The sequence below is a fragment of the Phycisphaeraceae bacterium genome (assembly GCA_020851465.1).
Classification (GTDB): domain Bacteria; phylum Planctomycetota; class Phycisphaerae; order Phycisphaerales; family Phycisphaeraceae; genus JADZCR01.
Genome location: JADZCR010000017.1, coordinates 236,370 through 252,452 on the forward strand (window position 1 = coordinate 236,370; position 16,083 = coordinate 252,452).

Consider the following 16,083-nt stretch of genomic DNA (forward strand, 5'->3'; position numbering starts at 1 on the left):
CAGCCGGAGTCAATGCGGTATCACACGGCTCGCGGTTGACGGATTTACTTGCTTCTCTGGGCTTGATGTCTCAGGTAGTGGTCGGCCAGTGTGATCGCCATCATGGCCTCGGCCATGGGTACGAATCGCGGCAGCAGACAGGGATCATGCCGCCCCTTGGTTGCGATGGTCGTCGATTTGCCGGTATTGGTCACCGTCGGCTGTTCACGCGGCAGAGAGCTTGTAGGCTTGACCGCGCAGCGAAGAATGATGGGCATCCCTGACGAGATGCCACCCAGCATTCCGCCGTGTCGATTAGTCCGTGTGTGGATCCGGGGGTTGTCTCGGTCGGGGGGGATGAAGGCATCGTTGTTTTCGCTGCCGCGCAGGGTTGCGACACCGAAACCGACACCGTATTCGACACCGAGCACCGCGGGCAGGCTGAACATAGCTTTCGCGAGGTCGGCCTTGAGCTTGTCAAATACCGGTTCACCCCAACCCGCCGGTACACCGGTAGCGACGATTTCCGCAATACCGCCAATCGAATCGAGTTCACCGCGCAGCTTTTCGATGAGCGCAACCATCGCATCGGCGATGGCAGGATCAGGACAGCGGACAATGTTGGACTCGACTTGCTCAAGAGAGACAGATGCGGGATCGGGAATATTCGCGATGAGCTGGCCGACTTGTTTGACGTAACCGACGATTTTCACACCTGCGGGAGAGATGTCAGTGACGCCGGCAAGGATTTTTTTGGCGATTGCGCCTGCCGCGACTCGGGCGGTGGTTTCGCGGGCGGATGATCGCCCTCCGCCGCGGTAGTCTCGAAAGCCGTACTTGGCGTCGAAGGTGTAGTCAGCGTGACCCGGACGGTATTTATCTTTGATGTCCGCGTAGTCTTTTGATCGTTGGTCTTTATTAGGGATGAAGATCGCGATCGCGGTTCCGGTGGTTCGACCTTCAAAGACGCCAGCCAGAATTTGCGCGACATCGCTTTCGTCACGTTGGGTGGTGATCCTGGATTGTCCGGGTCGGCGGCGGTCCAGATCGGGTTGAATGTCTTTCTCGGACAGCTCGATACCGGGAGGCACGCCGTCGATGATAACGACATTACCGGCACCGTGGCTTTCACCGGCAGTCGTGACACGAAAGATTTGTCCGAAGGTATTACCCGCCATGCGGAGGCGATTGTATCAACAGTCCCGACGTGGAATCTCCACGCGATCCATCGAGAGGGCACCCTCGACGATTTTTACGCGGACATTGAGCTGCTGACTATTTCGCAGCATTCTGTGCCAGTGCGATATGGCGTGCCACCAGCCGGGTTTTCAGGACGAGCAGGCCCGCGCTGAGTTGAGGGTCCACGCCTTTTTCGAGAATGTCTGCGGCTTTGGGCGCAGGCTCTTTATTGGCGTCGGCTGCTGCCCCCGCAGCAGGGGGCGGGGCATTACCCGGAAGAACATCCACCTTCTGGCGGAACTCAATCGCCTTGGCTACCTCGTCGGCGGTGATTTCAACCTTCAGATCAGGCTCCACTCCCCAGGTACGATCCTCCGGCTTGCGGTGAATGATTCGGCCCTGAGGTAGTTTGTAATACTGCGTCGTGAGCCTTAAATAGGCCTTGTCGTTGTCGATTTTGAAGACATCCTGCACGGAACCCTTGCCGAAGCTGCGCGTACCGACGATCAAGGCACGGTGATAGTCCTGAAGCGCACCGGACACGATCTCGCTGGCGCTGGCTGAGCCTCCATTGATCAGGACAACCACCGGAATGCGGCGTTTCCACGCCCGCTCAGGCCGAGCTTCAAACACGCTCGAACGGGTATCCGCCGGTCCGACCGTCGAAACGATCGTGCCTTCGGGAACAAAACGGTTGACGATCTCCACCGCTGAGCTGAGCAGGCCGCCGGGATTGAAACGCAGATCGAGAATCAGCGCATTGATTCCTGCATCTTTTTCCATCTGCTTGACCGCAGCGTCGAGGTCGCCCGCACTCTGGGGGATGAACTCTGACAGCCGCACATAACCGATCTTCTGATCGCGGTCGATGTAGTAATCCCACGATCCGTCTTGCTTGTGCTGCCAGCCTCGGATCGACTCGATGGGGATCTCCGCGCGGACGAGCTTGAACTGACGCAGCGCAGGCTCCTCGCCGCGCTGGATGCCAAGCGTCACGATGGTACCTTCTTCACCCGTGATCGTGCGAACTGCCTGGTCGATCGACCAGTCGGTCGTCGCTTCGCCGTTGACCTCGGCGATGATGTCGTTGGGCAGAATGCCTGCGCGATATGCCGGAGTATCCGCAAGCGGGCTGATCACGATCAGCCGATCGCGCTTGGTTTTATGGTCGAACTTCGATGCGATCTGGATACCGACGCCATAGAACTTGCCCTGGAGTGTGCGAGCAAAAGATTCGCGGCGATAAGGCCAGATGACGAAAGAAAACTCATCGAGCGTATCCATCGCCCCTTCCGTCATTTCGTACACGATCACTTCTTCGGGCAGGTTGAGCGTTTCGGAGTTGATTCCAACCATCCGATCAATCAGGCCCAGTGCATCGAGGTAGGAGTACCCGGTGGCGTTGTCGATTTCAGTGATGACATCCGAAAAACGCTGGCGGAATTGAGCGACCTTGACCTCGTCCTTCATGGCCGGAAAAGTCACGGCGATGGCTTTGGTATCGACGAGCGTGATCATGGCCTGGGCGGAACCCTTAAGCAGTTGCGCGTAGCCACGGCTGGAAACATGCTTTTTTCCTGCGTTACCGATGGTCTGCTTGAGCATCGGTAGTTCGACGGAAGCGAGTTTCTTTTCCCACGGCTCCTTGTCGAGCGGGCGAATCTCGTCATCTTTATTGCTGTCAGTGTTCTGTTTATTTTGTTTGTCCTTGATTTCCTCCGGCGTGGCGTTTTTCGCATCAAGGGCTTTCTGGGCTGCCTCTTCAGCTTCGCGATTTTTTTTCAGCCGTTCCGAACGCTCACGCAGCAGTCTTTCGAGTTCATCAGGGGCATAAGCGCGGAGGACGCGGAGATGATTGGCTGCGAGCTTGAGTTGCTTGTGATAGGTTGCGTAGTCGTCAAAAAGCTCGTCGAGCGAGCGGTACAAACTCAGAGCCTCGACCCAGTCGCCTTTTGCCTCTGACTCCTTCGCTGCGGCTTCGGTCCGCTTCAGAATTTCCGTAACCTTCTCATCCTTGAGGAATACGGGTTTGAGGTCTCCCGCCAGATCGCGAGCCAGCAGCGCGGTGAAGACCGCCTCTTCGAGTTGCCCCGCATCGGCCTGCCGCACCATTTTCTGATAGGCGTCGTTATAGGCTTTTCGTTGCTTATTGGCCTGTTCGGCGCGACTGGTCTGGAATCGCTCGATATCTTTAATCAGCGAATCAACGGTCGCGTCTTCCGGCGTCGTTCGCAGTGAAGTGAGCAGTCGATCAAATTCCCCCGCATCCGCCAGCCGAGTCAGCTCGTCGGTTGAAATAAGGGGAGCGGCTTGCCGGTCATCCGCCAGGCCGGGTGTTGTCGGCGCAAGGAACAGGCCGACCATCAAGATGCACAGCAAAGCCCAGCGAATCATATAACCCATGAGTTTTTATCCGGTAAACATTCAGTTTAATCCAGCCGCGATGGCTGGAAAAAACTGCGCATGTCATTCCAAATGTATCGGCTCACGAGGTGATTACTTCGTGAGCAGCACGAGAATATCGTAGGCGAGCCGGCTGCGGAATGCGATCTTTCTGCAAAGGCGGTCTGAGCAAAATCACGCCGTTTTCTCGGCCGTTGTGGACGCCAACCGGCCGAGTTCGTTGTGCGTTAAGCCGACTCTTTCTGAGGGACGCGGAGGTCCGCTAATCGCTTTCGGCCTTCAATGGCGGAAGCATCGATGACGTACTTGGTACCCTCGTTCTGCATCTCAGGCAGGTCGTACATCAGATCAAGCATGACCTCTTCCATCACGCTGCGCAGAGCGCGAGCACCGGTGTCGCGTTTGAGCGCACGACGTGCCAGTTTCGACAGGGCGGCAGGGGTGAATTCCAGCTCCGCATTCTCCATGGAGAAGAATTGTTGATACTGGCGGACTAGCGCATTTTTCGGCTCGGTGAGGATCTGGATGAGGGTCTCCTCCGTGAGCGGCATCAGCGGGGTGCAGATCGGCAGGCGTCCGACCAGCTCAGGAATCATGCCGAACTCCGTGAGGTCCTCCGGCGTCACCTGCCGGAGCAGGTAGCCCTTATCCGTCGTCATGTCGTCCACCGACTGCTCGGAGGCGAACCCGATCGACTTGCGCCCAAGACGTCTGCGAATGATGTCCTCCAAGCCCACAAACGTACCGCCGCAGATGAAGAGAATGTGCGTGGTGTCGATCTGGATGTATTGCTGTTCCGGGTGCTTGCGGCCGCCTTGAGGCGGGACATTCGCAAGCGTGCCTTCGAGCATTTTGAGCAATGCCTGCTGAACGCCTTCACCCGACACGTCACGGGTGATGCTGACGTTCTGCGAGGTCTTGCCGATCTTGTCGATCTCATCGATATAGATGATGCCGCGCTGGGCAGCTTCAAGATCATAGTCCGCGTTCTGGAGCAGCTTCAGCAGCAGGTTCTCGACGTCTTCGCCGACGTAACCAGCCTCGGTGAGCGTCGTTGCATCGCCGATGGCGAAGGGAACATTGAGAATTCGAGCGAGCGTCCGCGCCAGCAGCGTTTTGCCGCTACCCGTCGGGCCGATCATCAGGACGTTGGACTTGTCGATCTCTACGGGTGAATCTTTGTCCGCCGCGGTCAGTCGCTTGTAGTGATTGTGTACGCTCACGGAAAGCGCGCGCTTCGCCAGGTCCTGACCAATGACGTACTGATCGAGGAACTCTTTGATTTGCCGAGGAGAGGGAATCGTGCCGAAGCTGGGTCGGCCGGCGTGGACCCGACGACGTTCCTGTTTGAAAATATTCTGGCACAGGTCGGTGCAGTTGGAGCAGATATAGACATCGTTTGGCCCTTCAACCATCGGGCCGACTTCGCGCGAGGTTTTTCCGCAGAAGGAACAGGTAGTGATGCGACGGCCTTTGAAGCCGTCCTGATCGGTAGGCGGAGTGCCTCCGCCGCCGGTGCCACCGCCTGTGGGAGGACCACCGCCGGGTCCGAGTTTCCCACCGCCACCCTTCCCGCCCGTACGTCCGGTAGTCGTCATTTCGTCTTTCCAAACCTCACTGACAGAGGAGCTCGATTTACGGGCTTTCCGCCGCGAGTTATGTACTGATGGTCCTGAAAGTTTGATCGTCTATCCAAAGCGCGATCTTAATCGTTCCGTAACATGCTGCGTGGCAGGAATCCATTTCTTCCGCGCGGCAACGCTACATCATATCGCACCCACCCTGGAAGGGAGGTCATTTCTCTCACAAAGAACCAAGAATTATGCAGTCTGGTTATCGGATGCGTCGTTAACGTCGGTTTCTTCCATACCTTGAGCGCAATCCGTTTCCGGACCTGCCGGGGAAGCCGAATCAGCTTTTGGATTTGGCGAACGACGATTCATCGAGATGAGATTGGCCGCGATCATGGCTGACTTCGCTCGTTCAAATTCCTCGTCCGAAATCTGGCCGGTGTCCCTCATCCGGCGAAGGTCCGCGAGACTGAACGGCACCGTGCCATCATTATCCGATTTCCCCATCAGCAATTTGCGAAGGGCAATACCCGCGACGATCAGGACGACCGCTCCGCCGACCAGCCACGCCAGCGCGATAAATATGGCTGCCGCATCTTTCGCGTGAGGCGATGCGGCCCCCTGAGCGATGAGGGAAAGAGAGAGAAGATTCACAGGCACATTTTAAGGTACGAAACAGGAGATAGCTGCTTGATAAACGAAGGCGGGATGACTTACCTCCTTGCAGGCGGACCATCAGCAATGGCACAACCCGCTGCTGCCCAGCGTCTTCGCTATCGGATCCGGTTTCCAGGAATGTATCGGGGAAGGGGGTTAGTCTTCCTTTGATTTTTTGCCGGAGGCCTTCTTCTCAGCCTTTTTTTCTTTCTTCGCTCCGGCCTTTTCCTCGGCTGGTGGAGCATCGACTTCGGTCACGGTCGCCTTTTCGATGATCTTGTCGAGGGTTTTCTGTTCGCGGATCTGAAGGAAAAGATGTTCCAGCTCGCCGGATCGCTGCATCTGCTGGCGGAGTTTTTCCGGTCTGCGACCCTGCTGCATGGCGAGCATCGCGATGCGGCCGTTGACCTCATTTTCCGTCACGTCGATATCGAGCTGTTTTGCCGCCTGATCGAGAATGAAGAACAGCTTGAGTTGCTTCCTCGCATCATCTTCACTGCTTTGACGTAGATCGGCGATGCGGGACTCGATCTCATTTTCCGCGACACCCTGATACGACAACTCCAGGGCCTGTCGGCGAAGCACCCTGGCTGACTGCCGATCCGTCAGTCCTTTGGGAAGATCGAGGGTTACCTTTTCCAGCAGGTGCTCAGCGATCTGCTTGTGCATGTCAGACTGCTGCTCGCGGTCGCGGCGCTGTTCCAGCATTTCCCGGACGCGCTTGCGGAGGTCTTCAGCCGACTCGACACCCAGTTGTGTGACGATTGACTCGACCGATGCCGGCTCAAGCCGCTCAACCTTGTCGATGTGTATCACGATGGTGATCGGCTTACCTTTGACCTTATCGTTTTCATGGCTGATCGGTCCAGTCATGGAAATCCGTACGACATCGCCGGGCTTTTTCCCCGTCAGCCGCTTGCCCAGATCATCCACGACGATACCGACGACGTGTCCTTTGAAATCACGGCTTTCGCCGGCAACCTGTACGTACACGCCTTTTTGATGTGAGATTTCTTCACCGTCATCTTTGGCGTCTTCACCGGCGAGGATGCGTACGTTCGCCTGGATAAAGTCGTTTTCGCTGACTTTCGCGTCGGGGACATCGACCATCTTGCCGTATCGCTCGCAGAATCGGTCGATCTCGCCGGTGATCTGTTCGTCTGTGACGTCCTTCTTCACCTTGTTGACAGCCAGCCCTTCGAGCGAGGGAAGCTCGACGCTCGGCGAAACTTCAACCTCCACCGTGTAAACCAATGGGCCGTCTTCAGGAAGCTTGATCTGATCGATATCCTTGATTTCCGGCTCACCGATGACGTCAAGTTTTTCGTCTTCGACCGCCTGCGTGTAGCTTTCACTGAGGAGTTGACCGCGTACATCTTCACGGATGGAACTGCCGAATCTCCGCTCAAGCAACCGCTGAGGAGCCCTGCCGCGACGGAAGCCGGGCACGACGGCATCATTCTGCAGGCGGCTGAAGCTGGATTCGATCTTCGACTTGATGCGATCCGCGGGAATTTCGATGGTCAGACTTTTACGCGCGGGGCCGGCGTCCGCGACCGTCACCTTCTGCTCGCCGCGCGACACACCTGCCGGATCGTGTGCTTGATCATGCGTGTGTTCGTGGCTTTGGTGGCGTTCATGACTGTGAGCCTGAACCTGGGTGTTTTGTTTAGGTACAACTTTTTTGGGTGCTTGTGCACTGCGTTCGGCCATGGCGTCGGTCCTTTGCGGGATGTTGGAGTAGTCGGAGTGAGGTGGCGTGGGGGGTGAGCGTTTGTCACCGCGGTTATTGAGTGGCTTGAGCCGTCCCAACCGCTGACCCACGCCTGACGTCACCCACGCGGCGACATCGGTATCTCAGCGGAACGCGACATTGTGATTGCTGATGCGTCGAAAGTCAACCAATCATCATCCACAGTGATTATGGGTTAACACGGAGCTGCAAAAATGCTTTTCAATCGAGCCGTGAGCATGACCGTTCGTATGAAAAAATTACTGCGAAAAAGCCAGTTACGAACGCTCGCGCAGAACAAGCGGAAGCTCTGCAGTGGAAAGTCTCGGTCGGTTGATTGAAAACGATAAACAGCCCGCTTGAGAGGTATCTGGATCTCACACGTCAACAGTCCCGCCATCTCCGTCGTCATGTTTGTCCCAGTCACGGATCTGGTCTTCAAATCGACTGCGGATGTTGCTCACGAGATCGCGCCAATTCATGATTCGTTTGGATTCACGGGCGTGGTAATAAACCGTGATCCGATTGGCCGGTATCTCGATGTTTTCCTGCTTGAACGCCTCAAGAGTGCGCGGCACGAACTGCTGATCGATCACCCACGTCTGCTGCGGCCAGATTGGTACATGGATACGCAGAAACCGTTCGCCGGTCCCTGGTGCGATCGGGCCAACCGGCTCAGGCGGGGCGACGATCGCTCCTTTGTATTGCTTGGCCATCTCTTCTGCCGTTCGGGTGAGCACACGCATCGCGGATTGTGTATCAACTGAAGCAGCGATTGCCACATCCACCGTTGCGATTTGTGCACCTTTGCGGAAGTTGCCTACCACAGCGATAAACCGATTGGGGATGATGACTGCCTGACCGAAGAAGTTGTAGAGCTTGGTGGATCGGAGGCCCAGTTCTTCGACCACACCGATTTGTCCTGATATTTCGACCATATCGCCGACGTCGAACTGCTCCTCGAAAATCACGAACATACCTGTGACCATGTCCTGCACCAACCCCTGCGAACCAAACCCGATTGCTAGACCGATGACGGAGAGCGATGCGATATAAGTCGTGTAATTGATTCCTAACTCCGAGAGGACGAAACCAGCTGCGGTGAAATAGATGGCGTAAGCGATGACATTGAGCACCAGCGAGTGAATCGTCAGGATGCGTGATTTGCGGTGCCGCCAGAACAGCCGGAGCGGACCACGGTCGGAGGTGACCAGAAAAGTCAACAGCAGACGGATGGCGAAAATAATCAACCGCGCCAAGACGACGATCGCCAGTATGGAGGCGATGCGGACGAACTTCCGTTTGACGGAGGTGGGCGAAAAGTCGAGCAACCCTCGCGCGTATTGCAGAAAGTTGGATTGCTTTGTGAACTTGGCATCTTTCTTGAGATCACCACCGCTAAGTGTCAAAGTGTCAGCCGTCAGATCATAGTTGTAGTACGAATGGCCTCCTGATGAGCGTAGATACAAGCGGTTGCTGTCCAGCCAGTAGGTTCCCTGAATGTTGTCCAGACGAAATCCGCCGCCTCTGAGAAACGACAACCGCATTCGGTCGGCCCCGTCAGTATTAAGCCAGTCGCCTTCGATGGCACGGGCTGCCAGCTCATCCTGATGGCGGCCGATTAACGGTTGAGGTGTTGCAGGCTCTTTGGGTTCAGCTATGGGGGTAGCAGCAGGCTGGATATTGGCTGCTGGCGATGTTGTCGGATCGGTATCAGTGGTTGGCTGTGTCGCGCTGTCAGCAATCGCCCAGACCGCCGCCCACGCGACGATGCCGAAGGCGGTCACAACAACAATCATCCATAGTCGGGACAGTAACGTGCTCATATTTTCTCGAACCGCGCGGGGCAATGATCACCCCGATGGCGTGGCTGTGCAACTTCATTTGGATCGCTTCTGGTTCGCGTGATCTTTTATCACATGCTCAGACGGAAGGCCGAATTGCGGTTAGATGAGGAAACGATCTGGTCGTACACGTTTCTAGCCTGCTGTCGGCGACTTTGCGACGCGGGAACACCTCTGGATGAGGAGCACCGCCTGCCGAGAAAGATCGAATCACTCATGAATACCTGCTAATATGCGAGGCCGCACCGTTTTTTTTCAGGACCAGCCATGACTTCTTCCAACGATCCGTTTAAAGCTCGTGCATCACTCGCTACACCTCTGGGCCCTAAGACCATTTTCAGGCTCGACGCACTAAAATCGCTTGGGTCGATTGACCGCCTGCCTTACTCGATCAAGGTTCTTCTCGAATCCTGCCTGCGAAATCTGGATGGTTTCATCGTCACCGAAGAGAACATTCGCGCACTGGCGAAGTACAACGCGAAAAACGTTGGTGATGTCGAGATTCCATTCATGCCCGGTCGCGTCGTGCTTCAGGATTTCACCGGCGTACCCTGTGTCGTCGATCTGGCCGCCATGCGAGCCGCAATGGCGCGCATGGGTGGCGATCCTCTTAAAGTCAATCCGCTCGTACCCTGCGATCTGGTCATCGACCACTCCGTACAGGTGGATGCGTTCGGCACAGCGCAGGCACTGACCATCAACAATCGCCTCGATTTCGAGCGAAACACAGAGCGGTATCAATTCCTCAAGTACGGCCAGAAGGCATTCAATAATTTCCGCGTCGTTCCGCCTGCGACCGGCATCGTGCATCAGGTCAACCTTGAGTATCTGGCGAAAGTGGTTTGGGAAAAGAACACGGCTGGAAGTCAGGGCGTTCTCTATCCCGACTCGCTGGTCGGTACCGACTCGCATACGACGATGATTAACGGTCTGGGTGTCGTAGGCTGGGGTGTGGGCGGCATCGAGGCTGAAGCAGTTATGCTCGGCCAACCCATCTACATGCTGATTCCCGAAGTCGTCGGCCTGAAACTCACCGGCAAACTCAACGAAGGCACGACCGCGACCGATCTGGTCCTCACGGTGACGCAATTGCTGCGAAAACACGGCGTCGTTAATAAGTTTGTCGAGTTCCACGGCCCTGGCCTGGCGACCATGCCGCTGGCAAACCGCGCGACGATCGCCAACATGGCCCCCGAATATGGGGCGACCATCGGCTTCTTCCCCGTCGATGACCAGACATTGAGCTATCTGCGGCTCTCCGGCCGAGATGAAAAACTTATCGCTACCGTTGAGCAATACTGCAAAGAGCAGGGGCTCTGGCGTAATGACGCATATCCGATCGAATACAGTTCAACGCTTGAGCTGGATCTCGGAAGTGTTGAGCCTTCACTTGCGGGCCCCAAGCGTCCGCAGGACCGCATCGCGCTAAGTGCGATGCAGGATGCGTGGAACCGTGAGCTCGGTACGTCGTACGGCAAGCGTGCGATTCCCAACAAAACAAACGGTGCGGCCATCTCCCGTGAAATTTCCGAAGGCGGCATCGCAACCGCTGTCACCGATACGGATTCGGGTGTCGCACAGGTGGAAAGCGATGGCGTTACTTTCAAACTCAAGCATGGCGACGTGGTCATTGCTGCGATCACCAGTTGCACCAATACTTCCAACCCCGAAGTCATGCTTGGTGCGGGAATCGTTGCGAAAAAAGCCCGCGCACTGGGGCTTACTCGCAAGCCTTGGGTTAAGACTTCACTGACGCCCGGGTCGAAGGTGGTTACCGATTATTACGAAAAGGCAGGCCTTACCCAGTCGCTCAACGAGCTTGGCTTTTTCCTGGCAGGTTACGGTTGCGGTACGTGCATCGGGAATTCCGGGCCACTGCCTGAAGCGATCTCTAAAGCCATCAACGCCTACGACCTGGTGGTCTGTTCCGTGTTGTCGGGCAACCGAAACTTTGAAGGCCGCGTCCATCCTGACGTAAAGGCGAACTATCTCGCATCACCTCCGCTCGTCGTTGCCTATGCGATCGCGGGTACTGTGGACATTGACCTGGCGACCGATCCGCTCGGACATGATTCCGCGGGCAGAGCAATCTATCTCAAGGATATCTGGCCGACACAGGCTGAAATTGCTGACGCCGTCGCCAAGTGTGTTACGCGCGAGCAGTTCATCGCGCAGTATTCCAATGTCTTTGAAGGCCCCGCAGAATGGAAAGCCATTTCCGCACCGACTGGCGCACTTTTCAAGTGGGAGGAGAAGTCCACCTATATTCAGGAGCCGCCGTTCTTTGAAAATCTCGCGCCGACACCCTCACCGATCTCCGCCATTCGTGGCGCACGGTGCCTTGCACTGCTGGGTGACAGCGTTACTACGGATCACATCAGCCCGGCCGGCAACATCAAAAAGGACAGCCCGGCCGGCAAGTATCTTCAGGCGAACAATGTGCCGGTTGCTTTGTTCAACAGCTACGGAGCACGCCGTGGTAATGACCGGGTGATGACCCGTGGCACCTTTGCCAATACCCGGATCAAAAACCGACTCGCTCCAGGAACAGAAGGTGGCGTGACGACTTATCTGGGTGATCCACGTACTCACGCTGGGCAAACCGGAAGCATAGCTGTTGGTACGGTCGTTCCCATCTACGACGCTGCGATGGCGTACAAAGCCGCAGGCGTGCCGTTGGTGGTCATTGGCGGGAAAGATTACGGCATGGGTTCGTCACGAGACTGGGCAGCCAAGGGCACTTTCCTGCTGGGTGTCCGAGCTGTGATTGCCGAGAGCTTTGAGCGCATCCATCGCTCCAATCTTGTGGGAATGGGTGTGCTCCCCTTGACCTTTAAACCCGGCCAGACCGCAGCCACGCTCGGTCTGACAGGTCAGGAAACATTTGACATCGATATCAACGATTCCGTTCATCCGAAGCAGGACATCAAGGTTCAGCTAACCAGACCGGATGGCACGACCGCTGAGTTTGTCGTGATCTGCCGAATCGACACGCCGGTCGAAGTAGGGTATTACCGCAACGGCGGCATTTTGCAGACGGTGATTCGGAAAATGGCCGGAAATTAGCAGCACGAAGCGTCCATTCATGTGTGGTTGAGGTCATTTCATGGCTACACAGGGAACGTCCGAGATAAAAGAGTCGGAGGCGGAGTCTGATTCTTCGACCGCGACTGCGCAGTCGCGTGTGTTGTGGTACCGCTGCCGCATACCGCGCGAGGAGTTGAGTTATCTCAACAAGCGCAGCGACTTACTCGGTTTCGCGCAGACGCTGGGTTACCTTGGACTATTGACGGCGACCGGAGTTGCCGCTGTCGTTCTTGTTGGTCGAATTCCGTGGCCGTTCATCGTATTGATTGTCTTTTTCCATGGGATGTGTTGGAACTTCATGATCAACGCATTTCACGAGCTGGTTCACTATTCTGTTTTTAAGACGCAGTGGCTGAACGCCTTCTTTCTTCGCATCGTCAGTTTTCTGGGCTGGTACAGCCATCATCACTTTTGGGCCAGCCACACGGAGCATCACAAGTACACGCTTCATCCGCCGGATGATCTTGAAGTCGTATTACCCCAGAAGTACACACTGAAGGGCTTCTGGATGAGGGCGATCATTCATCCGATTGGTTTTTGGGAGACGCTCAAGTTTCATTGTCGTCATGCCGCCGGACGGGTTGAGGGACAATGGGAAAACCATTTATTCAACGTGAAAAAAATCGTTGACCGCCGGACGCTGCGTAACTGGTCGCGTATGGTGCTCGCGGGTCAGTTCTTGATTGTCGCCAGCTCCGTGGCGTTAGCGATCTGGTTGAAGATGCCTCGGCTTTACATGATTCCGGTCGTAGTGACGTTTGCTCCGTTTTATGCTGGAGGGCTGCATTTCCTCTGCAACAGTTCGCAGCATGTCGGGCTCAAGGATAACGTGGCGGACTTCCGCCTCTGTTGCCGCACGATCTACCTGAACCCGTTCGTGCAGTTTCTTTACTGGCATATGAACTATCACACAGAGCATCACATGTACGCGGCTGTGCCGTGCTACAAACTCGGACGTCTGCACCGGATCATTAAGTCAGAAATGCCTGAATGTCCTCGCGGTCTGTACGCGACCTGGAAGGGGATTGCAGCCATACTGGAACGACAGAAGACGGAACCGGGCTGGCAATTTGAGGCGAAGCTGCCTCCGCGATGAGGATTGACCTAACTGACCTTTTCTACTTGGGCGCAGCAGGGATGAATGAACCTGCCGGCTGGTTGGCAGGAGTGGCGCTGGGTGTGCCAGGTGCTGTTGTGGGTGTAGATGGTGCTGCTTCCGGCGTCGCAGCCGCGGCGGCACCCGGTTCGGGGTTTTTCATGGCTTGGAGCACGCCGTTTACCACGAGACGGCGGGCAAATTCAGGGGTGTAGCCATAGATCGACCAGTGATCGAGTCCAGCGAGACCGCAGGTCAGATCTTCTGCTGAGTAAACAATCGCTACTCGGTTGCCCAGTTCGACGGACTGGAGGCGTGGCTTGTGCTCAGGGCCCATTCGACTCATCGCAAAGAAACGGTAGCGAACACGGGTGTTATCAAACCCACCCGGTAATCCCTTGCCGGTGAGAATGGGATTATCCGGTGCCATGGGTACACTGCGGCCGCTGGGGAGGATCTTGGCGAGCATGCTGAGCGAGGCTTTGGATGCGGCTTCGCGGCCACTGGCGGGGTCGAGCCAGAGTGTGCCGCCGCGCTCAATCCACGTACGGATTGCCGCCGCGTCGCTGTCGGTTAGCGCGGATTCCGGATCACCCGTCGTGGTGAGGAAAGCAATCTTTTGATTGGTCAGTTGGTCCGGAGTCACGCTTGTGTATTGGAGGTCGGTGTTGAACTTATTGTGGAGCAGAGCCTTTAGCTGCTGGAGAGATGCGGGTTCCGGGTCATAGTTGCCTCCGGTTTTGATTCTCGCAGCGAGAATTGTTCCGGCGGGCCTTGTGGAGTTTTCAACGATGTAATTGTTATTGAGTCGTGTGCGGCGGGGGTTCATCCCCGTGACATAGAGATACATATTGGACATGACGGGAAACGCGTCATTGCGCCCTGCCACATCGTTGGTCTGGAGGTACTGGCTCAGGTCGCCGGGGAACATCGCAATCAACGGACGCATTCCGTTATCGACGACTTCCATCGCGAGACCCAGCGAGACCCCCTGGTGCAGGTTATAGAAAGGGTGATCTTTGGGTGGTTTCTTGAATTCGAGTTTCGGGAACAGCTTGGTGCCCAGATCGCGGAAACTCTTGACTGCTTCATTGGGTTGTTTGCCCTCAGCATTGAGGATGAGAAAACCGCCTGCGTTGATGTAATCGCGAAGGGTGTCCACTTCCTTATCGCTGAGCGTGAACTTTTGATCGGTGGCCAGATAAAGGATCGGGCTTTCCATGAGTTCATAGACGGGCTGCGTCAGCTCAGCGATTTGCCACGCGGTGCTGACTTCGTATTGATCACTGGCATAGTCCACAAAGTTCCAGATATCGTGCGGGCGATTGTTCCACGCGCCGTCAATGGGTTTCCCCTCCGACCCGATGGTCTTAAAACGAACTTTAGCGATCGCCAGCGGGTCATTGGCTTTGGAAAGGTAAAGAAGGGCGAAGCCCGTGGAGAGCATGATCCCTTTATCACCTCTGAAAGTTCCATCGGACTGTTGCTGGGAGAGGATGCGGGCGGTGACATCGCGGAACCAGTCGATGCCATTGAATGTGCGATAACCGGTGGCACCACCGACGCGCTGGATGGTCCACATGTAGTAGTACCAGTCAGCCGCTTCGTCTTTGTCGTCCAGAGAGAAATTTTCATCCAGCCAGCGGAGCCCCTTACGAAGGTGGGTCGAGACATTGTCCCGTTTCGGGTCGGTCATGGTCGGCCCGTAGAGAAACCGTTCGGTGATGCTGAGGCTGGCGACGGCACCGGCGGTCATCGGCCCTGAAACGCGAGAGTTGAATCGATCCTTACCTGAAAGATCTTTGGCGAAGCTGTAAACACCCCAGCCGGCCGCAAGATCCTTCTCCGTCTTTTGTTGGGCGTCACGCCAGTATTGGTCAATCTTCTTCCACTTTTCAGTGGAGATTCCTTTGCGAGAGGAACGGGTGTAATTGAGCAGTCCGAATACGCCATACTGTCCGTTGGCGTTGTCACCAGCACCTTTGACCGGATCGCCGGTGTACTCGTCGCTGAAGTTGCCTTCGTCAGTCAGGGCACTCTGAAGCCAAAGGCCGTCACGGTTGATCCACGGCCCCCAGCGTTGGTGGGGCAGTTCATTCAACATGGTGGCCCGCATGCCGCGGTCGTAAACATAGGGTGCGTCGCTGGACAGCACCCAGTTGATGCGTCGGTAGAGAGGCGGGTTTTGATAACTTTCACCGGCGGCGAGCATGGCCCAGCACGCCAGTGCGTGGTTACCCATCATGTTCCGGGTTTCCTGATCGTAATACCTTGTGAAGGCGTACTCAGGCGGAAAGGTATAGGTGGGCTCCAGCTTGTAGAGAGCGGTAATGGCCTTATCGATCGCATCGTCGATCTGATCGATATTGAGATCGGATCCCTTTAAGGCTGGTGCGGCGGCTGGCGGACCTGAAGCCTGAGCAAGTGCTCTCTGAGCGAGTCCTGCACTCAACAGCAAGGCTATAAGGTACGCGGCAAGACAAACTATGTTGCGGGTTTGAGTCATGGCCTCGTGGTGTAGAGTTACAGGGCGGA

At 56.2% G+C, this 16,083-nt stretch carries 9 protein-coding genes; 2 read left to right on the top strand and 7 right to left on the bottom strand.

Annotation, left to right across the window (positions count from 1 at the left end; all coding sequences use genetic code 11):
* Positions 1-44 precede the first annotated feature (44 nt).
* The 6 genes from aroC to IT444_13790 all read right to left on the bottom strand — a co-directional run bounded on the left by aroC (position 45) and on the right by IT444_13790 (position 9,347).
* Positions 45-1,157 carry a chorismate synthase gene (aroC, locus tag IT444_13765; GenBank protein MCC7193834.1) on the bottom strand — a complete coding sequence of 371 codons (1,113 nt, stop codon included), beginning with the start codon at positions 1,155-1,157 and terminating at the stop codon, positions 45-47.
* 97 nt (positions 1,158-1,254) lie between these two features.
* Positions 1,255-3,561 (bottom strand): PDZ domain-containing protein, encoded by a 2,307-nt coding sequence (locus IT444_13770; protein MCC7193835.1) that lies wholly within the window; start codon positions 3,559-3,561, stop codon positions 1,255-1,257.
* Between the two features lie 227 nt (positions 3,562-3,788).
* A complete protein-coding gene (clpX, locus tag IT444_13775) occupies positions 3,789-5,159 on the bottom strand; it encodes an ATP-dependent Clp protease ATP-binding subunit ClpX (GenBank protein MCC7193836.1) in 1,371 nt (456 codons plus the stop codon).
* A gap of 222 nt (positions 5,160-5,381) precedes the next feature.
* Positions 5,382-5,786 (bottom strand): SHOCT domain-containing protein, encoded by a 405-nt coding sequence (locus IT444_13780; protein ID MCC7193837.1) that lies wholly within the window; start codon positions 5,784-5,786, stop codon positions 5,382-5,384.
* 159 nt (positions 5,787-5,945) lie between these two features.
* Entirely contained in the window at positions 5,946-7,502 is a 1,557-nt protein-coding gene (gene tig, locus IT444_13785; GenBank protein ID MCC7193838.1) for a trigger factor, read from the bottom strand.
* Positions 7,503-7,898: 396 nt separating this feature from the next.
* Entirely contained in the window at positions 7,899-9,347 is a 1,449-nt protein-coding gene (locus IT444_13790) for a mechanosensitive ion channel family protein (GenBank protein MCC7193839.1), read from the bottom strand.
* Between the two features lie 285 nt (positions 9,348-9,632).
* Between IT444_13790 and acnA the strand changes: the two genes are divergently transcribed.
* Both acnA and IT444_13800 read left to right on the top strand, forming a co-directional pair.
* Positions 9,633-12,431: an aconitate hydratase AcnA gene (acnA, locus tag IT444_13795; GenBank protein MCC7193840.1), complete on the top strand. Its 2,799-nt coding sequence runs from the start codon at positions 9,633-9,635 to the stop codon at positions 12,429-12,431.
* 40 nt (positions 12,432-12,471) lie between these two features.
* Positions 12,472-13,548: a fatty acid desaturase gene (locus IT444_13800; protein MCC7193841.1), complete on the top strand. Its 1,077-nt coding sequence runs from the start codon at positions 12,472-12,474 to the stop codon at positions 13,546-13,548.
* 22 nt (positions 13,549-13,570) lie between these two features.
* Here the strand turns inward: IT444_13800 and IT444_13805 are convergent, their stop codons facing one another.
* A complete protein-coding gene (locus IT444_13805; GenBank protein MCC7193842.1) occupies positions 13,571-16,054 on the bottom strand; it encodes a DUF4159 domain-containing protein in 2,484 nt (827 codons plus the stop codon).
* Positions 16,055-16,083 lie beyond the last annotated feature (29 nt).